Below are 26,240 nucleotides of genomic sequence, written 5' to 3'. Positions count from 1 at the left end.
TCATACGGTGAAGACCGGCACGGGGTTGCACCAGCGATCCTTGTACTCACGATCGGCGCGACCGAAGGAAAAGCGCAACGGTTTGTCCTGTGCCCGGGCATGCTCCCAGGCGCTTTGCGTATTGAGAAAACTCAGCACACTGCCAGGGCTGAACTCGCGAGTCTCGGGATCGACTCCGCCGTTGATGTACTCGACACTGATCCACTGCGGGGTCTCGACGCGGTACACCAGTTGTATCGCAATCGGCGCATCGTTGAGGAAAATCACCGAGCCGATCAGCAACTCGCGCAGCAACTCGACGACCTCGGTCATGCGCTCGGCACCCGTCGCCGGGAAGCCCCAGCGGCGCTGGAACAGGTCGCAATAAATCGCCGCCAGTTCAGTGCTGGAAAATTCGGACACCGGCCGCACCACGCCACCGGCCTCTTCCAGCAAGCGCAATTCGCGGCGCTGGTTATAGCGAAATTTTTTCGACAGTTCTTCGGGTGTGCGGGCCATGGCCAGTTGTTCGGCTTGCAACTTGATGCCAGTGAAACGACCTTCGTTCAGCGCCGACAGATACCGCGCGCGATGGCGCAAAGGCGCTTGGGTATCGGCAGCGGCGGGCAGGATGATCTCGGCGTTGCCCAGGTCGAACAGACCTTTTTTGCCGCGACGCTTGAGCACGTCCTTGGACAAGGCCAGGTCGCGCCCCCAGGTCGGGATCGCCGCCTTGACCTCGTCACCCTGGACCCAGGCCAGGTAACGCACCGGAATATCCGCCAATTGCGCCAGCCGCTCGACCACCATGGGATGAGTCGCGACACTGCCGCCATAACGCTGCCAGGTTTCGGCGTAAGTCGAGGCGTCGACTACCGCCCAGCCACGCTCGCGCCAGCCTTGAAATCGGTTGAGCATCAGCCCCTCTGTGCCAGTTCGGTAACGTGCGGCAAATGCCAGAAAGCATCGCGCACCGCGCGATCGGAGAAGCGTTCGCGCAAGCGCTCGAGCATTAACTCGGCACACTGTCGGCGTTGCTGATCATCCATGCCAGCCAGATGTTGCAGCCCTTGGGCCAGACGCTCGGCATCGCCCAACGGGAACAGGATGCCCACGCCTTCGACCACTTCTTTCGCTCCGCCGCACGCCGTGGCGAGCAAAGGTACACCAGCGGCCATGGCCTCCAGCAGCACCATGCCGAACGGTTCGTGATCAGAGCTCAGGGCAAACACATCGAAGGCCCGGAAGTAGTTGCGCGCATCCGGCACCTGACCGAGAAACAGAACCCGGTCACCGATACCCAGCTCCCGGGCTTGAGCCTTGAGGTTTTCCTCCAGACGCCCCTTACCGAGAATCACCAGCTGACTGTTGGCCGGCAACCCCGGCAACGCCTCGGCAAAACCGTGCAACAGCGTGGCCTGGTCCTTGTCCGGATGCAGCCGTCCGACGTTGCCGACGATCCAGGCATCCGCCGCCAGCCCGAGGGTTTCCCGGGCCTCGCGAGCCGACACCTGCGTGGCTTGCAAGGCATCCACGTCGATACGGTTGTACAAGGTCTGAATTCGCGAAGCCGGCCACTTCGGCAGGCAATTGCGCATGTCGTCGCGCACCGCGTCGGACACGCCAAGCAAACTCAAACGCTTGCGGAATATATGCGCGAACAGTTTACGGCTGCCGCGCTGGTAGTCTTCAAACCCGTGGTGCACGCCAATGACCGGCAACGACGTACCGAGCAAGGCGATGTAGATAGGCTTGAAGCGATGAGCGATGCAGAAACTGAAGTTGCGCGACGCGGCGATCTTGCGCAGATCGCCGATGGCTCCCAGCTTCAGGCCGCGAATGGCTTTGGAGCTGTACTCCATGAACAGCACTTCATCGCTGGCGCATTGCGCGGCGACTTCAGCATCGGCAACCCCGGTGAGAAACACCGTGGTCACTCGATAACCGGTCCCCGCGAACAGGCTGGCGTACTGCCGTGCGCAGTCCAGAAACGGCCCGTCATAGCCGTGGCAGAACTGCAGCACATGGCGTTCAGCCGAACGTGTCATAGGCGTTCGCGCCCTCTTTGACCACCAGGATGTCTTCCATGATCAGATACTGTAGATCCGAACCGAAGAACATGTTCAGGGCGTCGGTCGGCGAGCAGATCATCGGTTCGCCGCGACGGTTGAGCGAGGTGTTGAGCGACACGCCGTTGCCGGTGAGCACTTCCAGCGCTTTCATCATGTCGTAGTAGCGCGGGTTGTATTCGCGCTTGAGCACCTGGGCCCGGGAGGTGCCGTCTTCGTGGACGACTTCCGGCACGCGGGTTTTCCACTCTTCAGCCACTTCGAAGGTGAAGGTCATGAACGGAGCCGGGTGATCGATCTTGATCATCTGTGGAGCGACAGTGTCGAGCATCGACGGGCAGAAAGGCCTCCAGCGCTCGCGGAACTTGATCTGGTGATTGATTCGGTCGGCCACACCGGCCACGCTCGGGCAACCGATAATCGAGCGACCACCCAGTGCACGCGGACCAAACTCCATGCGGCCCTGGAACCACGCCACCGGGTTGCCATCGACCATGATCTTGGCGATCTGCTCCGGCATGTTGTCGAGCTTGCGCCACGTCGGCTTGTCGGCGTGACGGGCGCACGCGGCGATCACGTCTTCGTTGCTGTACGACGGGCCGAGGTAGACGTGCTCCATCTTCTCGACCGGTACGCCACGGGCGTGGGACACATAGGCTGCCGCGCCCACCGCGGTACCGGCATCGCCGGAGGCAGGCTGTACAAACAGTTCCTTGACGTCGTCGCGAGCGATGATTTTCTGGTTGAGCTTGACGTTCAACGCACAGCCACCGGCGTAGGCCAGTTTGCCGGTTTGCTTGAGCACGTCGCCCAGGTAGTAGTCGATCATCTGCAGCGCAATTTTTTCGAACAGCGCTTGAATGCTGGCGGCGTAGTGGATGTACGGCTCGTCGGCGATATCGCCTTCACGCTTGGGACCCAGCCACTCGATCAGCTTCGGCGAGAAGTAGTAACCTTTGCCCTTCTCTTTGTAGCGACGCAAGCCGATGACGTTGGCGTAGTCGGTGTTGATCACCAGTTCGCCGTTTTCGAACGAAGCCAGGCGCGAGAAGTCGTATTTGCTGGCATCGCCATACGGCGCCATGCCCATGACCTTGAACTCACCGTCGAGCATATCGAATCCGAGGAACTCGGTGATCGCGCCGTACAGGCCGCCGAGGGAGTCCGGATCGAAGAATTCCTTGATCTTGTGGATCTTGCCGTTTTCGCCATAACCGAAGAAGGTCGTGGCGTACTCGCCCTTGCCGTCGATGCCCAGGATCGCGGTTTTCTCTTTGAAACCGGAGCAGTGATAAGCGCTGGAGGCGTGGGCCAGGTGGTGCTCGACCGGCTCGATCTTGATCTTCTTCGGATCAAAACCCAGTTGCTCCAGGCACCAGACGATCTTGTTGCGATAGCGCTTGTAGCGACGGTTGCCCATCAGGATCGCGTCGAGGGCGCGGTCCGGGGCATACCAGTAACGCTTGGCGTACTGCCAGCGGGCCTTGCCGAACAGGCTGATCGGAGCGAATGGAATCGCTACCACGTCAACGTCGGACGGCTTGATGCCAGCCTGTTCCAGGCAGAACTTCGCCGATTCGTAGGGCATGCGGTTCTTTGCATGTTTATCGCGTACGAAGCGTTCCTCTTCAGCCGCCGCGACCAGCTTGCCGTCGATGTACAGGGCTGCGGAAGGATCATGGCTAAGGGCGCCGGACAGGCCAAGAATCGTCAATGCCACAGGGGTCTAGCCTCTTTAGTCTGCATGCAGGCGCAAGCGCCTCAAAAATTAATGTGCCCTCGCAAGGGGCGAGAGACAGCTAAAGGGCGGGATTATAGCTTAAAAGCAGCGGCAAGCCTCTAGCCGCAAGCGGCCAGCAACTGCGACAGGGACCTCGCGGCATTTTTATCCGCGCGCAGGTCGCCAATAGATGGAAATATTGCCGTCCACGCTTTGCCGGTAAATCGTGTACGGCAAGACAACGGTGTCCAGCGCGCCAGACACGGCCAAGTCCACCAATATGAGTGGTACAAGAAAACCCGTAGGGTCTGGCGGCGCATTCAATACACAGAAGTCGTAAGCCAGGCCGCTGTAGACACGGGGGATGGACTGGCAATAGGTCTTTTGCCTGCGCAGCCCCTGCGCTGCTTCGGCTTCATCCTGCAGGACCGTTGCGGCAGTCCCGCAGCCCATTAGCGACACTGATAAAACACCTGATGAAACTGCCATTTTGATTGTCACAGCCTGCCCTCCGAGAACGTCAGGCAAACTAGCATCGGGGCGATTTGGGCCACAGTTCATGACTTCCCAAGATCGCGTAGGACGGTTCACAAGAACTTGTCTGCTTTCTCGGTTGGCAGTTCCGGCCTCATCGCGGGCAAGCCCGCTCCCACAGGCTTTGTGCTCACCAACAATCCCTGTGGGAGCGGGCTTGCCCGCGATAGGACCGAAGGTCCTGATTCAGCCAGCACTGGAGATATCTTTGGGCAAACGCTGATCAATCACCTGGTAAAGGGCGCTACCTTCAGGCCAATTGCGCATGAACCGCGCGCGATCCCTTGCATACGCCGGGGCGAAACTGCCAAGGGAGCTGTGCTGGCACATCGAATCGAGATCGATCAACGCCCAGCGATCCTGCTGCCAGAACAGGTTATGGCCCTTGAAGTCGCCATGGCTGATGCGTTCGCGAATCAGCTCGGCAAACAGATGATCCAGCGCCGCCAACTCGACTTCCGGTGCATCACCGCTTTCAACATGCGGCGCAAAACGTTCGATGATGTCCGGCCCCGACAGATGCTCGGTGATCAGGTACGCCCGGCTGCGCAGCCACAGAAAACGCTTTTCCAGCAACGCCAGCGGCTTGGGCGTGGCAATCCCGAGGAACACCAGGCGATTGCCTTCGCGCCATGAATGCCAGGCCCGGCTCGGGCGCCAGAAGCGCTTGAGCCAGTGGGCAAAGCCCTTGATGTTGTAACGCTTGATCACCAGCGTGCGGCCATCCACCTCGACCTTACCGACGCTCGCCGCGCCCCCGGTCTTGTACAGATGCCCCTGATCGAGCAGGGTATCGGCCTGTTCCAGCACCGGCACCATCGACGACTCTTCCTCGCGGCGAATCGCCCGCAAGCCGAAGGCCCCGCGCTGGACGCTGAACAGCGTGCACTCGCGGCCGACCTTGATCAGGAAGTCTTTGAGGCGCCAACTGCGGACCTTGTCGATCTGCTTCTGGAGCGCCTCCATGGGCAAGGCGTGCTCGCCGTTGCTCAGCAGGTAATACACCAGCAACTCTTCAATGAAGGGTTCAATCGACTTCGGCAACTGGGCGAAGAACACCCCGAGGTTTTCCAGGACCTTCTGCCGTGACAGCGGCTGCCCCGGCGTTTCGGAGCAAATCCCGGCGCCGTCGATCAAGTACAGACGACCACGCTGACGGAGCAGGTTGTCCAGGTGCAGGTCTTCCTGCCACAGTCCTTTGCGGTGCATTTGACCGATGGCACCTAACGCCTCGGCCAGCACCGCTCCTTGCCCATCGGACAGCACGGGCTGCTGCTCAACCTGCTTCCAGGTATCACCCAGGCTTTCGGCGCCTTCCAGAAACTCGAACAGCAGCCAACCACCCTCACCCTCTTTCAGGCCATCGGCCAACAGCTGCGGCGTGGTCAATCCTTGAGCGGCAAGCAAGCGCACGCCGTCCAGCTCACGCTGGAAGTGCCGCGCAGCCTTGCTGCCTACCAGCAACTTTGCCAACACCGGTCGGCCACGCCAGACACCGGCACCGACATAACGCTGCCCCGGCAACACCCGCAACAGGCTCAGCAGTTGTAGCTCGGCGGGGCCGGCGGCATCAGCCAGCGAAACGCTCAATGGCAACGCCGGGTTGCGGCCGGCGGACTTCAACTCGGATAAACGCATCAGCGTGGTCCCTTTTGGCTGCGCCGCGTAGTCAAACGCCCCAGCCAGCTGTCGATCAACAAGCTGTCCTGTGGTTGATCCAGATAGGCGGCCAGCAATTGCCGCAGTTGCGACTCTCCCCACTCGGGCGCGCGGCGCGCCAGCGGTTCCAGGTCCTTGATTCGGTCACGCTGCCCGTACAGCAGTGGTCGGGTCTTTTCCAGATCGATCAATTGAGCCTGATAGCCGTTGCCGGTGGCGCGCATGAAAATATGCTTGGGATAGAAGCATCCGTGCACCTGGCGTGCCGCGTGCAGCCGCCTGGCCAGTTCGCCACTGGCCTTGAGGATTTCCGAGTGTTGCTCAGGGCTCAGTTCATCCCAGCGCTGCAACAGCGATTCGAGGTCGTCCCAACCATCCAGGGCGCGGGTCAACAGGACCGCCCGAACTTCACCATCGACCTTGCGCTCACCGTAGAACACCGCTTCCAGCGCCGGAACCCCCAGCTTCTGGTAACGGGAGATGTTGCGAAACTCGCGAGCGAAGCTCGGCTCGCCGAACGGTGCGCGTAACGTGCGGGTCAGGTAGTTGCTTTGACGCTTGAGGTAGAAACCATGACCTTCCAGGTCCAGCCGAAACACACTGCTCCAACCGCCCCGACCGGTGTTGGGCTCATCCACCGCGTCGAGTTGTTTGGCCCAGAGGGCATCGAATGTGCCGAGGCCGTGGCGTTCAAGCAGCGCACGGTCATCAGCGGCCAGAAAATCAGTCATTCACGTCCCTCGAAAAATCTCACCACGTGCCGGATACGTTTTTTGTCCGCAGCGTTGAGCCGGGTCCGATTGCGGTATTGCAGGTAAAAGCGCAGGCGCTGGGTTGCCGACAGTTGATACTTGGCGACCTTGTCCAGGCACGCCAGATCCTTGGTAATACGGTACTTGAGCCAGAAACCGCGCCAGAAATCGCCGTTGGGGCAATCGATCAAAAACACTCGGGCCTCATCGTCGATCAGCAGGTTGCGCCACTTCAAGTCATTATGGGTGAAGCGGTGGTCGTGCATGGTCCGGGTGTATTCGGCCAGCTGACGACTGACGGTATCGACCCAGGCGCGATCCGAAAGTTTCGGGTCGCGACGCTCGGCCAGTGCCGACAAGTCTTCGGTATGCGGCAGCTCCCGGGTAATCATCGCGCCGCGAGCGTAGGACACACCGCGTCGTTCCAGCCCCCAGGCCACCACTTCGGCCGTGGGGATGCCCCACTTGGCGAAGCGCTTGAGGTTCTGCCACTCCATCTTCACCCGAGGCTTGCCCAGGTAACGCCGCAAGCCTTTGCCAGCGCCCACATACCGTTTGACGTAATAGTTGACGCCATTGCGCTCGACCCGGATGACCTCCGAAAGCAGATCGCTGGTCAAACGCTCGCCTTGCAGCGCAAACACAGCCTCGAGGCTGCCAAAGTCATCGGCCAGTTCGCTGTAGGCCGGTTCCAGTTTCCAACCCGACATCAGAGCGCATCCCCGTATCGCTGTTTACGCTCGTAGAGCTTGTTGGCCTTGCCGTCGAGCCATGCCAGCAAAGCGGCCTCTTCACTCAGGATCTGGCGCAGCGGTTGCTGGAAATAGCCTTTGAGGAAACGCAGCTTGTCGCGGCGGGTCAGGCCGATGTCCAGCGCGGAAAAGTACAGGGCCGCCAGATCCTTGTTGCGCCAGCGCGAGGTGATCGCCGGGCGGGTCTGGGCGCGGTGCAGGTCGATCACCGAGAGCTTGAAGTCGTCCGCGGTCACCGGTTTGTCGGTGTGCAGCAGGAAGTGGCAGATGTAGCAGTCGCGGTGGTTGACCCCGGCGCGGTGCATCATGCCGGTCATGCGTGCGACTTCGGCGATCAGCGCGCGCTTGAGTTTTGGCTCGGGCGGCTGCTTGATCCAGTTGATACTGAAGTCTTCGAGGCTGACAGTGGGTGCCAGCTCCTCGGTGACGATGAACGAGTGCTGGTCGGCCGGGTTGCTGCCCTTCTCGCCATACGCGACGGCGGTCATGGTCGGCACGCCAACTTCCTGCAGGCGCTGAATGGCCTGCCACTCCTGACCGGCCCCCAATACTGGAAGCTTGGCGGTGAGCAGGTTCTTGAAGATTTCGCCCCAGCCGATGCCACGGTGGATTTTCACGAAAAATCCGTTGCCATCGACTTCCGTGCGTAAGGTCCGGCGCGCTTCCAGCTCGCGGTACACCTCGCCCTCAAGCCCCTCGACTTCGGTGAACGGGTCGCGTCCGGCCCAGAGGCTCTTGAACGGTTCAGCCAGCATCAACTTCATTTAAGCGTGCTCCGCCAGAATCACATCGGCCGCGTGCTGCGGCATGCTGTAGAGGTCGGCCGTCCCGGCGTAGGCCAGACCATTGCGGCTCCAGGCCGCCCTTGCTTGAGCGTCGTTCAACATGCCGGTCAGGTACTGCGTCAGCTGTGCCTGATCGAAAGGTTCGTCCAGCACCAGGCCGGCGTCGGCCTCGGCAATGTAATGGGCGTACCCGCACACCGCGCTCACCAGCACCGGCAAGCCAGCCACCAGCGCTTCGAGCAGCACGGTGCCGGTATTTTCGTTGTACGCCGGGTGGATCAACAGATCAGCACCCAACAGGAAACGCGGGATATCACTGCGCCCCTTGAGGAACGTGACGTTGTCGCCCAGCCCCAATGTCGCACTCTGCATCTGGAATAATTTGGGGTCATCCTGGCCAATTACAAACAGCCGGGTGCGTTTCCTCAACTCGGCAGGCAATGCCGCCAGTGCCTTGAGGCTACGGTCCACGCCCTTGGTCTTGAACCCGGAGCCGATCTGCACCAGCAGCAGTTCGTCGTCCTTGAGATCGAATTCAGCGCGGAACCCGGCGCGAATTTCATCGGCATCCGCCGGTCGGCGACGGTCCTGGGCGATACCCGGTGGCAGCAGGTGGAAACGCTCCAGCGGCGTGTCGTAATGCTTGATGAACAGCGGCTGCTGGACCTCGGAAATCATCAACACTTCGGTCTTGGCATCCCTGGCGAACACCGCCCGCTCGTATTCGGCGAAGTGGCGATAGCGGCCCCAACGGCGATACAGCGAGTTGCGCAGGTTCTGCGCCTTGTCTTCGAAGCAGCCGTCGGCGGCGTAGTAGACGTCCAGGCCCGGCATCTTGTTGAAGCCGATCAGGCGGTCGACCGGGCGCTTGGCCAGGTCCGCTTCCATCCATTCACTGAGCTTCTCATTGCGGCGATGGTTGAAGAACGCCTTGACCGGCGCCACCAGCACTTCGAAACCCGGCGGCACGTCACCCTCCCAGATCAGCGTGTAGACGCGAATCTGATGGCCGCGCTTCTGGCATTCGAGGGCGATGCGCATGAAATCGCGCTGCAAGCCGCCAAACGGAAAATATTTGTACAGGACAAATGCCAATTGCATCAGCGCAGCTCCTCAGCCATTAACAACGTGCTCAGTCGGCTGGCGACACGCTCGGGATTCAGACGCGTGAAGCACAACGGCAACTCGCGTTTCAGGTCAAATTGACGGGCATCTTCAGCCGTCGGCTGATAAGTGCATTTCTTTTGCAGGCACGGCGCACAAGGGAAGTCGCTGGCCATGTGAATCTGCACCTTGCCATAAGCGCCTGTCAGGCCCGGGTTGGTCGGGCCGAACAGCGACAACGTCGGCACATCCAGCGCGGCGGCCAGATGACCAAGACCGGTGTCGACCGCCACGCAGGCTTGCGCGCCGGCCAGCACCCTGCCGACACCCGCCAGGTTCAGTTTTGGCAGCACTTCGGCGTGCTTGAAACCCGCGGCGATACGCTCGGCCCGGGCTTTCTCCAGGGCATTGCCCCAGGGCAACTTCACCCCGACGCCAAGGTAGCCAACCCGTTCGGTCAGCTCGCGCCAGTAGGCTTCGGGCCAGTGCTTGGTGTCCCAGGTGGTGCCGTGCAAAAATACCACGTAAGGATTCTTGCGCGGCAATTCCACCAGGCGCTCGATATTCAGTCCGTAGTCGCCCAGGCCTTTAGGCAAGTCATAGCCCAACGCAATGGCGAACAACTGACGCACTCGCTCCACCGCGTGCTGCCCACGGGCAACGGCCAGACGTCGATCATAAAAGCGCGCTGCAATGGGCTCGCGTGCGGAGCTTTTATCGAGGCCGGCCACCGGAGCCTTGACGTAACGGGTCAGCCAGGCGCTTTTCAGCAAGCCCTGGGCGTCTATCACCAAGTCATATCTGGTGGCGCGAACGCTTTGCTTGAAGCGCTTCCACTCACCGCTCTTGATGGTCTGCCAGATGTTTTTGCGCCAGCGACGGATCGCCACCGGAATCACCTTGCCCACCGCCGGATGCCAGGTCGGGATTTCGGCAAAGCCTTCTTCCACCACCCAGTCGAATTTGATGCCGGGAATCGCCCGCGCCGCATCGGTCAACGCCGGCAACGCGTGAATGACGTCGCCCAGCGAAGAAGTCTTGATCAACAGAACCCGCAAGCTATTTGACCTCGACCACAGTGCCTTGCAACCGCTGCAAGGCTTCGTTCACGGCCTGCGGCATGAGCTGGCGCAGGCAGTTGTAATGGCCGAAACGGCAGGTGCGATCGAAGCACGGGCTGCACTCGATGCCCAGGCGTACGATTTCCACATGCTCGGCCAACGGTGGCGTGAAACCCGGCGACGTCGAACCGTAGACCGCGACCAGCGGGCGGTTCAGCGCGGCGGCGACGTGCATCAGGCCGGAGTCGTTGGACACCACAGAATCTGCACAGGACATCAGGTCGATGGCTTCGGCCAGCGAGGTGCCGCCGCTGAGGTTGACCGATTCTTCACGCAGACCTGGAATCAGCCGCGCGCGGATGTCTTCGCCCACGGCGTGATCGTTTTTCGAACCGAACAGCCAGACTTGCCAGCCTTCGCGGATCTTCGCTTCGGCGACCTTGGCGTAATGCTCGGACGGCCAGCGCTTGGACTCGCCAAACTCGGCACCAGGGCACAGGGCCAACACCGGACGGTCGAGGGTCAGACCGAACTTTGCCAGTGCCGCCTCGCGCGTGACCGGGTCGATCTGCAGTGTCGGGCGCGGATAGGGTTTTGGCAACTCGACGCCCGGCTCATAAGCCAGGGCCATGAAGCGCTCGATCATCAGCGGATAACGATCTTTATCCAGCGTGCGCACGTCGTTGAGCAGGCCATAGCGGAACTCGCCACGCCAGCCTGTGCGTTTCGGGATGCCGGCAAAGAACGGCACCAGCGCCGACTTCAGGGAGTTGGGCAACAGGATCGCCTCGTCGTACTGGCCGGCCAGGGATTTGCCGATGCGCCGGCGAGTCGCCAGTTCCAGAACACCGTGACCGAGCGGAAAGCTCAAGGCCTGGCGAACTTCGGGCATACGCTCAAGAATCGGCCGGCTCCACTCGGGGGCCAGCACGTCGATTTCGCATTGCGGGTGGCGTTGTTTCAAACACTGGAACAGTGTCTGCGCCATCACCATGTCACCGACCCAACTGGGCCCAACGATCAGAATTTTCATGTGGTTTCCATAAACGAACCGGGGAGGCCTACGCCTCCCCGCCTCGAAAATCTCTGCGGGAGCACGGCGGCTTGCGATGGGTCATCACCTTCAACATTGCTGTCGAGTGTCACTCCGCTATCGCGAGCAGGCTCGCTCCCACATTGGGTATTGGTGTACCTCGATCCGCATGGCACTGCAGATCCACTGTGGGAGCGAGCTTGCTCGCGATGAGGCCATCACATTCAACATCAATGGTAACTGTCAGTCCGCCATCGCGAGCAAGCTCGCTCCCACAGGGGTATTGGGCGTATCGAATATCCCGTTTCAGCTTAGCCCCAGCTCACGCCAGATCCGCATGACCTGCCGCCGTTCGTCCGCGAACTGGTCGCCCGGAATCACCCCCGGGTCCTTCTGCAAGGCCTGCCGGTGGGCGGCGGAACGGTACGCTTTATACGCTTCACGCAACAGGCCGGCATCTTCGACGGGCATCAGCCCTTCATGCTCCAGCTCTTCCAGAATGCGGATGTTGTCGGTCCAGCGCAGCAACGGCGGGTGTGTTTCGGACCACGCCAGGGCCGCGTATTGCACCATAAATTCAATATCGACGATACCTCCGGCGTCCTGCTTGATATCGAACGGCGCCGTGGCTTCGAAGGCATTTGCCCCGGTGCCGGCCGCCGTGCTCTTGCTGCCCAGGTTATCGCGCATCTTGGCGCGCATCTCGCTGACCTCCTGGCGCAGGGTCGGCAGTTCACGCGTCTTGCCCAATATCGCGGCGCGGACTTTCTCGAAGGCCTGGCCGACATCCTGACTGCCCACCAACACCCGCGCCCGCACCAATGCCTGATGCTCCCAGGTCCAGGCCTCGTTTTCCTGATAGCGGGCAAACGCCCCCAGGGAACTCACCAGCAAGCCCGACGCACCGGATGGCCGCAGACGCATGTCCACTTCATACAACTGCCCGGAGTTGGTCTGTGCAGTCAGCAAGTGAATGATCCGCTGCCCCAGCCGGGTGAAGAATTGCGCGCCATCGATGGGTTTGACGCCATCGGTTTCAGCCTGCGGATCGCCGTCGTGGATGAACACCAGGTCCAGGTCCGAACCATGCCCGAGTTCCAGACCGCCGACTTTCCCATAACCGACAATGATGAAGCCGGGATCGCACAAAGTGCCATCGGTGCGTAGCGGCGTGCCGTACTTGGCCACGGTCTGGCGCCAGGCCAGTGCCAGCACTTGCTCCAGGATCGCCTCGGCGAGCCAGGTCAGGTAATCGCTGACCTTCATCAGCGGCAGGCTGCCGGCGATTTCCGAGGCAGCCACCCGCAGGCGGTGCGCCAGCTTGAAGTGGCGCAGGGCTTCCATTTGCTGCTCGAGGTCGTCCTCGGGAATCCGTGTCAGGCGCTCGCGCAATTCAGCCGCCAGTTCTGGCGCCAGTGGCGGTTTGAACAGCCGGCCTTCGTTGAGCAATTCGTCGAGCAGCAGCGGGAAGCGAGTGATTTGCTCGGCGATCCACGGGCTCGCCGCGCACAGCGTCAGCAACCGCCGCAACGCACTGGGGTTCTCGGTCAGCAGCACCAGGTACGCGGAGCGACGGGCCACGGCTTCAACCAGCGGCAGCACCCGTTCCAGTACCAGGTCCGGATTGTCATGCTCCACGGCCTGCGCCAGCAAACGCGGAATAAAAGCATCGAGACGTTCGCGACCCAGACGCTGCATCGCCCGCAACTGGGGGCTGCTGCGCAAACTGGCCAGGGCTTTCAAGGCTTTTGGGGCATCCTTGAAACCACCCTCTTCCAGTTGACGGCAAGCGGCCTCATCGTCCTGAGCCTCTTCCCACAGCGGCAACCACTCACCGCCGACCACCACTTCGCTTTCGGCGCCCTGCTCTTCGTCGGGATCGGCGATCACCTGCCCGAAGTGCCAGGCCACGCGGCCGCGCCAATACATCAATTGTTCGTGGAAGGCCGTCCAGTTGGCGAAACCCAGCATAAAGGCAATACGCGCCTGATCCTGCTCGCCATCGGGCAACATTTGCGTCTGGCGGTCGGCAATCGCCTGAATCGCGTGTTCGGTGTAACGCAGGAATTCATAACCTTCACGTAGCTCGCCGATCACAGCCGGCGGCAGGTAACCCTGACCTTCCAGCGTGCTCAGCACCTTTAATAGCGGGCGTTGCTGCAAGCTCAAATCGCGGCCGCCGTGAATCAGCTGGAACGCCTGGGCAATGAACTCGACTTCACGAATACCGCCGGATCCGAGTTTGATGTTGTCGGCCATGCCCTTGCGCCGTACTTCCTGCTGGATCAGCTGCTTCATGGTGCGCAGCGCTTCGATGGCSGAGAAGTCCAGGTAGCGCCGGTAAACGAACGGCCGCAGCATCTCCTGCAGTTGCGCGCCGGCTACTTGATCGCCGGCCACCACCCGCGACTTGATCATCGCGTAGCGTTCCCAATCGCGGCCCTGATCCTGGTAATACTGTTCCAGCGCGTTGAAGCTCAGCACCAGAGCGCCGGACGAACCGTAAGGTCGCAAGCGCATGTCGACGCGGAATACAAAGCCGTCGACGGTCATCGGGTCCAGGGCCTTGATCAGCCGCTGGCCCAGACGAATGAAGAACTCCTGGTTATCCAGCGCGCGTTTCACACCGACGGTTTCGCCGCCCTCGGGGTAGGCAAAAATCAGATCGATGTCCGAGGACAGGTTCAGCTCCACGGCGCCGAGCTTGCCCATGCCGAGGATGACCATCTGCTGCGGCTCGCCGCTACGTCGGCCGGTCGGCACGCCGAACTGCTGACAATGCCGCACATACAACCATTGATAGGCCTGATCGATGCTGGCATCGGCCATGTCCGAGAGGTCGCGGCAGGTCTGTACCAGGTCAGCCTGACGGGTCAGGTCGCGCCAGATGATCCGCACCTGATGGCGTGCACGCTGACGGCGCAAGGCGCGACCAAGCTGATCATCGGTCTCGGCCACGCTCACGGCAGCGGCAATCTGCGCGCACAACTCACCGGGCGCGAAGCGGCGGTCCAGTTCGCCGGACTGCACCAGCGCCAGCAACATCAAAGGGTCACGAACACACTGTTCAATCACGAAATCGCTGGCGGCGGTGACGCGGGCAAATTGCGCCCAGCGTTCCGGCGTCCAGGTGGACAGCCCGTGATCATCGTCCAGGGCAGCGACGGCAGCCCGGAACGACTGCTCGGCGCGGGTGACCAACGGCAGGAGAATGGCGGGCAGTTCGGCAAGCGAAGGGAGGCTCATGGTCTATCCTTGATCGGCGTACAACGGACTGCATGTAGTGGTTTTCGAAAACTCACTACCTGAGGGACTGTCGAACAAAAGTTAGAAATAGCTGAAATTTCTTTAATTTTGGCAGCCAGCATCAAGCTTTTACCTTTTGTAGTTGGAAAAAGACCAACCTTAACGATTATTCTCACAACGCAGCCGGGGGCTACAAGCCGCTCATCTGTAGTTTTACTACTCGTATATACATTAGACGGGCTGAAATGCCGGAAGATTTGTAGTAAAACTACACGCCGCCGGAACAACCTGTCGGCAATCCAAGAATTCATAACGTCTGCCCACAAGGCCAGTCGCTAACTCAGGCAACCGATTCTGGTAGCCTTTCCGCCCTGGAGCAAGCCATGCAAGACCTCGATCCCGTCGAAACCCAGGAATGGCTGGACGCCCTGGAATCGGTTCTCGACAAAGAAGGCGAAGACCGTGCTCATTATCTGATGACCCGTATGGGTGAACTCGCGACCCGCAGCGGCTCGCAGTTGCCTTACGCCATCACCACGCCTTACCGCAACACGATCCCCGTTACCCACGAAGCACGCATGCCTGGCGACCTGTTCATGGAACGCCGCATTCGCTCGCTGGTACGCTGGAACGCGATGGCCATGGTAATGCGTACGAACCTGAAAGATTCCGACCTCGGCGGTCACATCTCCAGCTTCGCGTCCAGTGCGACCCTGTATGACATCGGCTTCAACTACTTCTTCCAGGCCCCGAGCGACGAACACGGCGGCGACCTGATCTACTTCCAGGGCCACACCTCGCCAGGCGTTTACGCCCGCGCATTCATGGAAGGCCGCATCACCGAAGACCAGATGAACAACTTCCGTCAGGAAGTCGATGGTCAAGGCCTGTCGTCCTACCCGCACCCTTGGCTGATGCCTGACTTCTGGCAGTTCCCGACCGTATCCATGGGTCTGGGCCCGATCCAGGCGATCTACCAGGCACGCTTCATGAAGTACCTGGAACACCGTGGCTTCATCCAGCCAGGCAAACAGAAAGTCTGGTGCTTCCTGGGCGACGGCGAGTGCGACGAGCCGGAATCCCTGGGCGCCATCTCCCTGGCCGGCCGCGAGAAGCTGGACAACCTGATCTTCGTCATCAACTGCAACCTGCAGCGTCTTGACGGCCCGGTTCGCGGCAACGGCAAGATCATCCAGGAACTCGAAGGCGTGTTCCGCGGTGCCCAGTGGAACGTGACCAAAGTCATCTGGGGCCGTTTCTGGGACCCACTGCTGGCCAAGGACGTCGACGGCATCCTGCAACGCCGCATGGACGAAGTCATCGACGGCGAGTACCAGAACTACAAAGCCAAAGACGGCGCGTTCGTGCGTGAACACTTCTTCAACACGCCAGAACTCAAGGCGATGGTTGAAGACCTGTCCGACGACGAGATCTGGAAGCTCAACCGTGGCGGCCACGACCCGTACAAGGTCTACGCGGCGTACCACGAAGCGGTCAACCACAAAGAACAACCGACCGTCATCCTGGCCAAGACCATCAAGGGTTATGGCACCGGTGCCGGCGAAGCGAAGAACACTGCGCACAACACCAAGAAGGTCGATGTCGAAAGCCTGAAGTTGTTCCGCGATCGCTTCGACATCCCGGTCAAGGACGATGAACTGGAAAACCTGCCGTTCTTCAAACCGGAAGTAGGCAGCGCCGAAGCCCGTTACCTGAGCGAGCGTCGTACCGCACTGGGCGGCTTCGTGCCTCAGCGTCGCGCCAAGAGCTTCAACATCCCGACTCCGCCACTGGACACCCTCAAGGCGATCCTGGACGGCTCGGGCGACCGTGAAATCTCCACCACCATGGCCTTCGTGCGGATCCTCGCACAGCTGGTCAAGGACAAGGAAATCGGCCCGCGCATCGTGCCGATCATCCCGGACGAAGCCCGTACCTTCGGTATGGAAGGCATGTTCCGTCAGCTGGGCATCTACTCCTCCGTCGGCCAGCTCTACGAGCCAGTCGATAAAGACCAGGTGATGTTCTACAAGGAAGACCAGAAGGGCCAGATCCTCGAGGAAGGCATCAACGAAGCGGGCGCCATGAGCTCCTTCATCGCTGCCGGTACTTCGTACTCCAGCCACAACCAGCCGATGCTGCCGTTCTACATCTTCTACTCGATGTTCGGCTTCCAGCGTATCGGTGACCTGGCCTGGGCCGCTGGCGACAGCCGCACCCGTGGTTTCCTGATCGGCGGCACTGCCGGCCGTACCACCCTGAACGGTGAAGGCCTGCAACACGAAGACGGTCACAGCCACCTGCTGGCTGCCACCATCCCGAACTGCCGCACCTACGATCCAACCTACGGCTACGAGCTGGCGGTGATCATTCAGGACGGCATGAAGAAGATGACCGAAGAGCAACAGGACGTCTTCTACTACATCACCGTGATGAACGAGTCGTACCAGCAGCCTGCCATGCCGGCCGGTGCCGAAGAAGGCATCAAGAAAGGCATGTACCTGCTTGAGGAAGACACCCGCGAAGCGGCGCACCACGTTCAGCTGATGGGCTCCGGCACCATCCTGCGTGAAGTCCGTGAAGCAGCGAAGATCCTGCGCGAAGAGTTTAACGTCGGCGCCGACGTGTGGAGCGTTACCAGCTTCAACGAACTGCGTCGCGACGGCCTGGCCGTTGAACGCACCAACCGTCTGCACCCTGGCCAGAAGCCTAAGCTGAGCTACGTCGAAGAGTGCCTGAACGGCCGTAAAGGTCCGGTCATCGCGTCTACCGACTACATGAAACTGTTCGCCGAGCAGATCCGTCAGTGGGTACCGTCCAAGGAATTCAAAGTCCTGGGCACCGACGGTTTCGGCCGTAGCGACAGCCGCAAGAAACTGCGTCATTTCTTCGAAGTCGACCGTCATTTCGTGGTGTTGGCAGCCCTGGAAGCACTGGCTGACCGTGGCGACATCGAACCTAAAGTGGTGGCCGAGGCCATTGCCAAGTTCGGTATCAACCCGGAAAAACGCAACCCACTGGACTGCTGAGGAGAGATTTTGTGAGCGAACTCATTCGCGTACCTGACATCGGCAGCGGTGAAGGTGAAGTAATTGAACTGTTTGTGAAGGTCGGCGACCGTATCGAAGCCGACCAGAGCATCCTGACGCTGGAATCGGACAAGGCGAGCATGGAAGTGCCCGCGCCGAAGGCCGGTATCATCAAGAGCCTGAAAGTGAAGCTGGGCGATCGCCTGAAAGAAGGCGACGAACTGCTGGAACTGGAAGTCGAAGGTGCCCCTGCGGCTGCCGCTGCGCCGGCTGCCAAGGCTGAAGCCAAACCGGCTGCTGCTCCTGCCGCCGCCGCTCCTGCTGCTGCGCCGGCTGCCGCCAGCGTTCAGCAAGTGCACGTGCCGGACATCGGTTCGTCGGGCAAGGCCCAGATCATCGAGATCCAGGTCAAGGTCGGCGACACCGTCGCGGCTGATCAATCGCTGATCACCCTGGAATCCGACAAGGCCAGCATGGAAATCCCGTCGCCTGCCGCTGGCGTGGTCAAGGCCATCAGCGTCAAGCTCAACGATGAAGTCGGCACTGGCGACCTGATTCTGGATCTGGAAGTGGCGGGTGCTGCTGCACCAGCTGCTGCCGCTCCAGCTCAGGCGGCCGCTCCTGCCGCCGCTGCTCCCGCGCCTGCCGCTGCCGCACCGGCTGCTCCAGTGGCCGACAGCGTTCAGGACATCCACGTTCCGGACATCGGTTCGGCGGGCAAGGCCAAGATCATCGAAGTCCTGGTCAAGGCCGGCGACACCGTTGTGGCCGACCAGTCGCTGATCACCCTGGAGTCCGACAAGGCGAGCATGGAAATCCCGTCGCCAGCCGCTGGCGTGGTGGAAAGCATTTCCATCAAGCTCGATGACGAAGTCGGTACCGGCGACCTGATCCTCAAGCTGAAAGTCAAAGGCGCCGCTCCGGCCGCTGCACCGGCAACTGCCGCTGCAGCTCCGAGCGCACCTGCTCCAGCTGCTGCTCCTGCCGCCGCCGCACCTGCTGCTGCCCCGGCCGCCGCGCCAGCCAAGCCTGGTGCAAAAGTTCACGCCGGCCCTGCCGTGCGTCAACTGGCCCGCGAATTCGGCGTCGAGCTGAACGCCGTTGGCGCCAGCGGTCCGCACGGTCGCATCCTGAAGGAAGACGTGCAGGTTTACGTCAAGGCCATGATGCAGAAGGCCAAGGAAGCGCCGGCCGCTGCTGCTGGCGCAACCGGTGGCGCGGGCATCCCGCCGATTCCGGTCGTGGACTTCAGCCGCTTCGGTGAAATCGAAGAAGTGCCGATGACCCGCCTGATGCAGGTCGGCGCCGCCAACCTGCACCGCAGCTGGCTGAACGTGCCGCACGTGACGCAATTCGACTCGGCGGATATCACCGAGCTCGAAGCGTTCCGTGTTGCCCAGAAAGCCGTTGCAGAGAAGGCCGGCGTCAAGCTGACCATCCTGCCGTTGCTGCTCAAGACCTGTGCGCACCTGCTCAAGGAACTGCCGGACTTCAACAGCTCGCTGGCGCCAAGCGGCAAAGCGATCATCCGCAAGAAATACGTCAACATCGGCTTCGCCGTCGACACCCCGGATGGCCTGCTGGTACCAGTCATCAAGAACGTCGACCAGAAGAGCCTGCTGCAACTGGCCGCCGAGGCTGCTTCCCTGGCTGAAAAAGCCCGGACCAAGAAGCTCTCGTCGGACGAGATGCAAGGCGCCTGCTTCACCATTTCCAGCCTCGGCCACATTGGCGGCACCGGCTTCACGCCGATCGTCAACGCGCCGGAAGTCGCGATCCTCGGTGTTTCCAAGGCAACCATCCAGCCAGTCTGGGACGGCAAAGCCTTCCAGCCGAAACTGATGCTGCCACTGTCGCTGTCCTACGATCACCGTGTGATCAACGGCGCCGCTGCTGCACGCTTCACCAAGCGTCTGAGCGACCTGCTGGGCGACATCCGCACCATGCTCCTGTAACACCGACCGGCCCTCCTTCACCGGAGGGCCTGTTGCGTTCCACGTTTCCGAGCGCCACGCTCGTACCTCAACCCCGCCAATTTGGCGGGGCTTTTTTTTGCCTGAAGTTCTTGTTTGATACGCTTTCCTACATTTGTGGCTGATATCGCCCACAACTCGAATCCATTTCTGCCAGATATTTATTCAGGCCAAATAACTAGTCTTGGCTGAACACCCTCCCATTACATCCGAAATAACCAACTACCAATTAACTGGCAGCGATTGGACTCAAACATGCTCAAACTAACTGTTGGCCCGATTATTGGCCACACCACAACTAATCACGCGCGTATATTTGTGCGCGGCGAAGCGCAAAAAGATGCACCCGTATTTGCCGGCATCCGTTATCGGCAGTCCGGGCGTGAGCAATGGCTTAAAAGTATCTTTGTAAGGCTGACAAGCCTGCAAGACATGTCCGATGTCATTGTTATCAATAACCTGGCGGCCGATACCGAATACGAATACCAGGCTGGCTGGTTCAGTACCACGAGTGCCGGGCACTCCGTGGATTCGGTGCAAGAACTGCCGCTGCGATGGCCGCAAGAACTCTATCGCGTGCGCACCCGGTCCAGCACGGCCGGCACACCACGAGCCTATTTCGTTGGCTCATGCCGTTACTTGCGGATGACCGCCGGCATCCCGTCGGCGCCACATCTGGGCGACCGGATATTTGCCTCGATTTCACAATTGGCTCAGCAAGCCGACCCGCCGGTCAGCGCGATGTTGATGACTGGCGATCAGATCTATGTCGACGATTTGAATTTTTTCGCACCTGACCGCGAATATCAGGAAATACTCGCAAAATACCGTGCGACTTTCTCACAGCCGCATATTTCCAGGTTAATGGCCAATGTATCGACTTACATGATCCTCGACGATCACGAAATTGAAGATAACTGGCCGAAAAATAAAAAATCAGGCGATGATTTTTTATATAAAAACGCCATCACTGCTTATGAGTTATATCAAGCCAGCCACAGCCCGGCATTTGAATTACTAGAGGATGGGCGGATCAGCCGGCATCCGAAGCACTATTGGTATAAGTTCACCGATGGCGATATCGAATGGTTCGTCACCGATAGCCGCACCCAGCGTAATCTGTCCGCCGATGATCGACGTATCCTTGATGTTGAGCAGGAATATGCCTTGTGCCAATGGCTGATCCACAGCCCCGCCCGGGTCAAGTTGGTGGTCACCAGCGTGATGCTCTATCCCGACGCCAAACACAACGGGGATGACGCCTGGGCCGGTTTTCCCGGGCAACGGCTGCGGTTGCTGGAGACCATTCGCTCGCACCGACTGAAGAATATCATTTTCGTTTCCGGCGACGTCCACGGCTCCTTGACCAGTCGACTGACCCACAGCGAAGACCCGGACTTTGAGGTGCACACCATCGTGTCGTCGCCATTGTGCAACATCAAACTGTTGCCCTATGCCAGTCAATCCAGCTTTATCCTCGACCAGCCGTTGGCACGCAACGCCGCAGGCGAATATCGACAGGAATTGACCGGCAAAGTCATCAGTCAGGATAACTTCGCGCATCTCGTCATCGATGCAGAACGCATTCAGGTGAATTACCACGATCGGGAGGGCAAGTTGCTGCAATCGACAGGCATTAATTTGCGTTGATGGCAAAAAAATCACAGCCTTCGGGACGCTCGGCTTTCGTCAGACGAGATGCAAGGCGCCTGTTTCACCATTTCCAGCCTCGGCCACATTGGCGGCACCGGCTTCACGCCGATCGTCAACGCGCCGGAAGTGGCGATCCCCGGTGTTTCCAAGGCAACCATCCGGCCAGTCCGGGATGGCAAAGCCTTCCAGCCGAAACTGATGTTGCCACTGTCGCTGTCCTACGATCACCGTGTGATCAACGGCGCCGCTGCTGCACGCTTCACCAAGCGTCTGAGCGACCTGCTGGGCGACATCCGCACCATGCTCCTGTAACACCGACCGACCCTCCTTCACCGGAGGCCCGATTGCGTTCCACGTTTCCGAGCGCCACGCTCGTACCTCAACCCCGCCAATTTGGCGGGGCTTTTTTTGCCTCGATCTCCACTGTTCTCCAAAAATAATATCCTGTTATTTCTGACAGTTGTTTTTCCAGCCTTACGTCACTTAGTTTAATAAGCGAGGGCCAATCACTGGTCCCATTATTAAGGATGATGACATGCAAAACCCACCTCAACCACGCTGCAGCGCTCGCTCCAGCCCACGCCTGGACACGACTTTCGGCACCCAAGGCACTGTGAAGTGCAACGCAATGCTGCTTGGTAACGGGGTATCCGCCTCGTCTATCTATGCCGTCGCTCTGCGTCAGGACCGCTCGCTAGTGTTGGCAAGCAGCTATGCCGACAAAGCACTTCTGATCGCCTTGAACGAGGATGGCAGCCTGGACCGAACCTTCAATGCCCAGGGTTATGTGTCTGAGGATCTTGATGATGTACGCCCCAACGAAGGTATCGATGTTCAGTTGATGCCCGATGGTCGGTTGCTGCTGACAACATGGCTCGAAGGCCAGGACGGGTATATTCCAGGGTTCGTCATGTACCACCACAATGGCCAGCGTGACCGGACCTTCGGCAATAACGGGGTCACCATCGTCGAATTGGATTCCTCGCGCAACGCCAGGACCCGGCGCTCAATCATGGCCCGCTCCTCAAAAGCTCGTAATGGCACCCACAGCACTCCGCCCATCATGACTCCCGAGGGACAGTTACTGATTCCGTTCGTAATGGACAACTTCTACGGCGAACCGGCCAGGACCGTTCTGATCCGCCTGAAGGAGAACGGGCAACTGGACACCCAATTTCACGATAAAGGCTACATCGAGATCACCTATGAAAATGGCCCGTGCCGACTGGATGCAATCATCAGTCTGCCGGCGCGCGACCTTGCGCAACGCCTCGTACTGGCCGGCCAATATAGCGGAGGGGCGCTACTGGCTGGCGTGACTCTGGAGGGTGAAGCCGATCCGGCCTTCGGCAATCAGGGCTTCACGGCCCTGCCCGGCGAGCGGGCATTCCTGGCGCTGGACCAGACGCCGGATGAAGAACTGCTTGCCTCGGGCTACACCCAGACCCCACAACAGGCACTCGCGGGCTGGATCGTCCGGTTTACCTCAAACGGGCATCTCGACCAAAGTTTCGAACCTGTCACCACGCCTGCCGATAGCCGCAACATTCGATTCGAGCGCGTGCAATCGAACGATGACCAGCAGATCCTCTGCGCCGGGCAAATCATCTCTCCTGGGCCACGTTTTCATGGCGTGCTGGCTCGCTACTTACACAATGGCCAGCCCGACGACAGCTTTGGCAAAAATGGCCTTTTCGAAGAACTCGAAGGCAGTTTCTGGGACATCATCAGAACCGATAACCAGCTGCTGGCGGTCGGCGGGCAGACTGACAACTCCGCCGGTTCGGTACGACGCTACCATCTAACCCCTGAAACTTGAGATCTCTTCGCCGACTTCCATAGCAAAAGTTGAGGGAGGCACCCCCCCCACTGGACGACGATGTATCGCTCACACTTCAACCCCACCAATCTGGCGGGGTTTCTTTCATCCGCATTTTTTACCGAAAAGAGAAATCAGAGCTCAAATTCGGCCAAATTTATGACTTTTTGCTATTAACTGGAGAAATCTTCGTTCCTGCCGACATAGGCTTATAGCACTTGGCCTTCATCCTCTCTTGTCAGCCAGTGCCGCATGATGCAACCTTGCCGCAGGCAACAGTAAAGAGGGCGAGAGCCCGGCGCGTTCAGCATATTCGAAGCGAGTTTCCCTCCATGAAAAGCCAACCCGATGCCGCCAGCCGTATGGTGGCCGAGGTAGTGACGCAGTTGCCTGTGCCCTCGCGGCTCGGCATGCTGCGTTTCGAACGGCTTAATGAACCCAGCTGGGCGCTGCTGTTTCTCGATCCCAATTGCGAACGCCAGTTCGGTCTGCCAGCCGTCGAGTTGTGTGCGCTGGTGGGCTCGCCCTACGCCAGCCTGATGGAGCCGCAAGCGCGCTATCAACTGCACGACGCGGTCCAGCAGCAGCTGACTGAAAGCCCGCATTACCTGATCCGCTACACCCTGCACACCGCCTCGGGCTCCCTGAATCTGCTGGAACTGGGCGAAGCCTACAAACAACACAATCGTCACCTGTTGCGCGGCTACCTGTTGGTCATTGACGGCCTGGTCGAGGACGACCCGCTGCAACCGGCGCTGGATCTGGAAACCCAGAACTCGCGCCTGCAAATCGCCCTGGAACTCAATCAACGTGCCCAGCAGGAGCAACTGCTGCATCTGGACCGGGCGCGTGCCCAGCAGGACCTGATCCTGCTGCTCACCCGTCAACGCTACAGCAGCAACAATTCCTTGCAGGAAGCCGCCGAGCTGATCACCCGCAGCGCCTGCGATATTTACGAGATCGACTGCGCCAGCCTGTGGCACCTCGAAGGCTCGAGGCTGGTGCCGATCTCGGCCTATCACCGCACGAATCAGCAATACCTGCTGCCGCAGCCGATCGACGTCAGCGTTTTCCCCGATTACCTCGACGCCTTGCACACCGGCCGCGCCATCGACGCCCATAACGCCATGCGCGACCCGCGTACCCGGGAGATGGCCGAAAGCCTGCGTCCGCGCGACGTCAACGCAATGCTCGACGCCAGTATCCGCGTCGATGGCCAGGTGGTCGGCGTTTTGTGCCTGGAGCAGACCGGCGCGACCCGCGCCTGGCAGTCGGATGAAATCGCCTTCGCCGGAGAACTGGCGGACCAGTTTGCCCAGGTCATCAGCAACCACAACCGGCGAACCGCCACCAGCGCCCTGCACCTGTTCCAGCGTGCGGTCGAGCAAAGTGCCAACGCCTTTCTGCTGGTCAACTGCGACGGCGTGGTGGAATACGTCAACCCGAGCTTCACCGCGATCACCCAATATTCCACGGAAGAAGTGCACGGTCAGCGCCTGTCAGAACTACCAGCCCTGGAGAACCTCAGCGAACTGCTGTTCGACGCGCCTTCGGCGCTGGCCAAGAGCAACAGTTGGCAGGGCGAATTCAAGAGTCGCCGGAAAAATCTCGAACCCTATTGGGGCCAGTTGTCGATCTCCAAGGTTTACGGCGACAACCGCGAGCTGACCCACTACATCGGCATCTACGAAGACATCACCCAGGCCAAGCTCGCTCAGCAACGTATCGAGCGCCTGGCCTACACCGACAACCTGACCAATCTCGGCAACCGCCCGGCCTTCATTCGCAACCTCGATGAACGCTTCGCCCGGGACAGCGATGCGCCAATCAGCCTGTTGCTGGTGGACATCGATAACTTCAAGCGGATCAATGACAGCCTTGGCCACCAGACTGGCGACAAGCTGCTGATCAGCCTCGCCCGACGCCTGCGCAACAGCCTGGTTCCGAGCGGCAGCCTGGCGCGATTCGCCAGTAACGAATTCGCCGTGTTACTGGACAACAGCGACCTCACGGTGGGTCAGCAAGTAGCCAACCAGTTACTGGCGACCCTCGACAAACCGATGTTCGTCGACAACCAGTTGATCAGCGTCACCGGCTCCGTGGGCCTGGCCTGCGCGCCGCTGCACGGGCGCGACCCGCAAACCCTGATGCGCAATGCCGGGTTGGCGCTGCACAAGGCCAAGGCCAATGGCAAACACCAGGTGCAAGTGTTCACCGAAGCGCTCAACGCCGAGGCCAGCTACAAGCTGTTCGTCGAGAACAACCTGCGACGCGCCCTGACCCAGAACGAACTCGACGTGTTCTATCAGCCCAAGCTGTGCTTGCGCAGCGGTCGCCTGCTGGGCATGGAAGCACTGCTGCGCTGGGACCATCCGGAAAAGGGCATGATCCGCCCGGATCAGTTCATCAGCGTCGCCGAAGAAACCGGGCTGATCATTCCGATCGGCAAATGGATCGCCCGCCAGGCCTGCCGCATGAGCAAAGCGCTGACCGCCGCCGGCCTGGGCAACCTGCAAGTGGCGATCAACCTGTCGCCCAAGCAGTTTTCCGATCCGGACCTGGTGGCCTCCATTGCCAACATCCTCAAGGAAGAAGCCCTTCCAGCTCATTTGCTGGAGCTGGAGCTGACCGAAGGCCTGCTGCTGGAAGCCACCGAAGACACCCACTTGCAACTCGACCAACTCAAGCGCCTGGGCCTGACCCTGGCCATGGACGACTTCGGCACCGGTTACTCGTCGCTCAGTTACTTGAAAAAATTCCCCATCGACATAATCAAGATCGACCGAAGCTTCATCCACGAAATCCCGGACRACCAGGACGACATGGAAATCACCTCCGCGGTGATCGCCATGGCGCACAACCTGAAAATCAAGGTCGTGGCTGAAGGCATCGAAACCGCCGAGCAGTTGTCGTTCCTGCGCCGTCACCGCTGCGACGTCGGCCAGGGCTACCTGTTCGATCGTCCGATCCCGGGCAATGAGCTGATCGAAAAGCTCAAGCGCTACCCACGTGGCCCAATCGCCTGACAGGCACAGAACCTGCGAGCTCGCTCGCGAAGGGCCATCGAAATCG

17 protein-coding genes and 1 pseudogene are annotated in these 26,240 nt (G+C 60.2%); 6 read left to right on the top strand and 12 right to left on the bottom strand.

The genetic code is table 11. The annotated features are described in order from the left end of the window. The 12 genes from AC1DU9_RS14120 to glnE form a co-directional block, all read right to left on the bottom strand. Entirely contained in the window at nucleotides 1-897 is an 897-nt protein-coding gene (locus tag AC1DU9_RS14120) for an antimicrobial resistance protein Mig-14 (protein WP_223461730.1), read from the bottom strand. Then, nucleotides 897-2,027 carry a glycosyltransferase gene (locus tag AC1DU9_RS14115; RefSeq protein ID WP_477810353.1) on the bottom strand — a complete coding sequence of 377 codons (1,131 nt, stop codon included), beginning with the start codon at nucleotides 2,025-2,027 and terminating at the stop codon, nucleotides 897-899. Before AC1DU9_RS14115 ends, AC1DU9_RS14120 begins: the two co-directional genes overlap by 1 nt. After that, a complete protein-coding gene (locus AC1DU9_RS14110) occupies nucleotides 2,011-3,768 on the bottom strand; it encodes a carbamoyltransferase family protein (RefSeq protein ID WP_223461727.1) in 1,758 nt (585 codons plus the stop codon). The genes AC1DU9_RS14115 and AC1DU9_RS14110 overlap by 17 nt, the downstream gene beginning before the upstream one ends. A 165-nt stretch (nucleotides 3,769-3,933) precedes the next feature. Continuing rightward, nucleotides 3,934-4,269: a YceK/YidQ family lipoprotein gene (locus tag AC1DU9_RS14105; RefSeq protein WP_223461725.1), complete on the bottom strand. Its 336-nt coding sequence runs from the start codon at nucleotides 4,267-4,269 to the stop codon at nucleotides 3,934-3,936. Nucleotides 4,270-4,488: 219 nt separating this feature from the next. Next, entirely contained in the window at nucleotides 4,489-5,940 is a 1,452-nt protein-coding gene (locus tag AC1DU9_RS14100) for a lipopolysaccharide kinase InaA family protein (protein WP_477810352.1), read from the bottom strand. After that, nucleotides 5,940-6,692, bottom strand: a complete 753-nt coding sequence (locus tag AC1DU9_RS14095; protein ID WP_477810351.1) for a lipopolysaccharide kinase InaA family protein — start codon at nucleotides 6,690-6,692, stop codon at nucleotides 5,940-5,942. The genes AC1DU9_RS14100 and AC1DU9_RS14095 overlap by 1 nt, the downstream gene beginning before the upstream one ends. Next, nucleotides 6,689-7,423 (bottom strand): lipopolysaccharide kinase InaA family protein, encoded by a 735-nt coding sequence (locus tag AC1DU9_RS14090; RefSeq protein WP_477810350.1) that lies wholly within the window; start codon nucleotides 7,421-7,423, stop codon nucleotides 6,689-6,691. Before AC1DU9_RS14090 ends, AC1DU9_RS14095 begins: the two co-directional genes overlap by 4 nt. Beyond that, a complete protein-coding gene (gene rfaP / locus AC1DU9_RS14085; RefSeq protein ID WP_477810349.1) occupies nucleotides 7,423-8,229 on the bottom strand; it encodes a lipopolysaccharide core heptose(I) kinase RfaP in 807 nt (268 codons plus the stop codon). Before rfaP ends, AC1DU9_RS14090 begins: the two co-directional genes overlap by 1 nt. Beyond that, nucleotides 8,230-9,351: a glycosyltransferase family 4 protein gene (locus tag AC1DU9_RS14080; protein WP_477810348.1), complete on the bottom strand. Its 1,122-nt coding sequence runs from the start codon at nucleotides 9,349-9,351 to the stop codon at nucleotides 8,230-8,232. Further along, nucleotides 9,351-10,412 carry a lipopolysaccharide heptosyltransferase I gene (gene waaC / locus AC1DU9_RS14075; protein WP_477810347.1) on the bottom strand — a complete coding sequence of 354 codons (1,062 nt, stop codon included), beginning with the start codon at nucleotides 10,410-10,412 and terminating at the stop codon, nucleotides 9,351-9,353. Before waaC ends, AC1DU9_RS14080 begins: the two co-directional genes overlap by 1 nt. A gap of 1 nt (nucleotide 10,413) precedes the next feature. Further along, nucleotides 10,414-11,448 (bottom strand): lipopolysaccharide heptosyltransferase II, encoded by a 1,035-nt coding sequence (gene waaF, locus AC1DU9_RS14070; protein WP_477810346.1) that lies wholly within the window; start codon nucleotides 11,446-11,448, stop codon nucleotides 10,414-10,416. A 306-nt stretch (nucleotides 11,449-11,754) separates the two neighbouring features. Next, complete coding sequence (glnE, locus tag AC1DU9_RS14065) at nucleotides 11,755-14,694, bottom strand: bifunctional [glutamate--ammonia ligase]-adenylyl-L-tyrosine phosphorylase/[glutamate--ammonia-ligase] adenylyltransferase (RefSeq protein WP_223461709.1); 2,940 nt, start codon at nucleotides 14,692-14,694, stop codon at nucleotides 11,755-11,757. 383 nt (nucleotides 14,695-15,077) lie between these two features. On the opposite strand from glnE, the gene aceE reads away from it, so the two are divergent. The 6 genes and pseudogenes from aceE to AC1DU9_RS14035 all read left to right on the top strand — a co-directional run bounded on the left by aceE (nucleotide 15,078) and on the right by AC1DU9_RS14035 (nucleotide 26,194). Beyond that, nucleotides 15,078-17,723 carry a pyruvate dehydrogenase (acetyl-transferring), homodimeric type gene (gene aceE / locus AC1DU9_RS14060; RefSeq protein ID WP_108218364.1) on the top strand — a complete coding sequence of 882 codons (2,646 nt, stop codon included), beginning with the start codon at nucleotides 15,078-15,080 and terminating at the stop codon, nucleotides 17,721-17,723. An 11-nt stretch (nucleotides 17,724-17,734) separates the two neighbouring features. Further along, nucleotides 17,735-19,678: a dihydrolipoyllysine-residue acetyltransferase gene (aceF, locus tag AC1DU9_RS14055; RefSeq protein WP_223461707.1), complete on the top strand. Its 1,944-nt coding sequence runs from the start codon at nucleotides 17,735-17,737 to the stop codon at nucleotides 19,676-19,678. Between the two features lie 273 nt (nucleotides 19,679-19,951). Further along, on the top strand, nucleotides 19,952-21,346 hold the full coding sequence (locus AC1DU9_RS14050) for an alkaline phosphatase D family protein (protein ID WP_223461705.1): 1,395 nt from the start codon (nucleotides 19,952-19,954) through the stop codon (nucleotides 21,344-21,346). A 21-nt stretch (nucleotides 21,347-21,367) separates the two neighbouring features. Further along, nucleotides 21,368-21,661: pseudogene (locus AC1DU9_RS14045) on the top strand (2-oxo acid dehydrogenase subunit E2); the annotation flags it as partial. A gap of 223 nt (nucleotides 21,662-21,884) precedes the next feature. Beyond that, nucleotides 21,885-23,168, top strand: a complete 1,284-nt coding sequence (locus tag AC1DU9_RS14040; protein ID WP_223461703.1) for an NHL repeat-containing protein — start codon at nucleotides 21,885-21,887, stop codon at nucleotides 23,166-23,168. Between the two features lie 332 nt (nucleotides 23,169-23,500). Then, the gene (locus tag AC1DU9_RS14035; protein WP_477810345.1) at nucleotides 23,501-26,194 is read left to right on the top strand and encodes a putative bifunctional diguanylate cyclase/phosphodiesterase; all 2,694 of its coding nucleotides are present in this window, start codon (nucleotides 23,501-23,503) and stop codon (nucleotides 26,192-26,194) included. Nucleotides 26,195-26,240 lie beyond the last annotated feature (46 nt).

The organism is Pseudomonas sp. P4_C1, from assembly GCF_056402155.1.
Note: the sequence above shows the minus strand (reverse complement) of the source record. Positions and strands in the feature narration are given on the sequence as shown.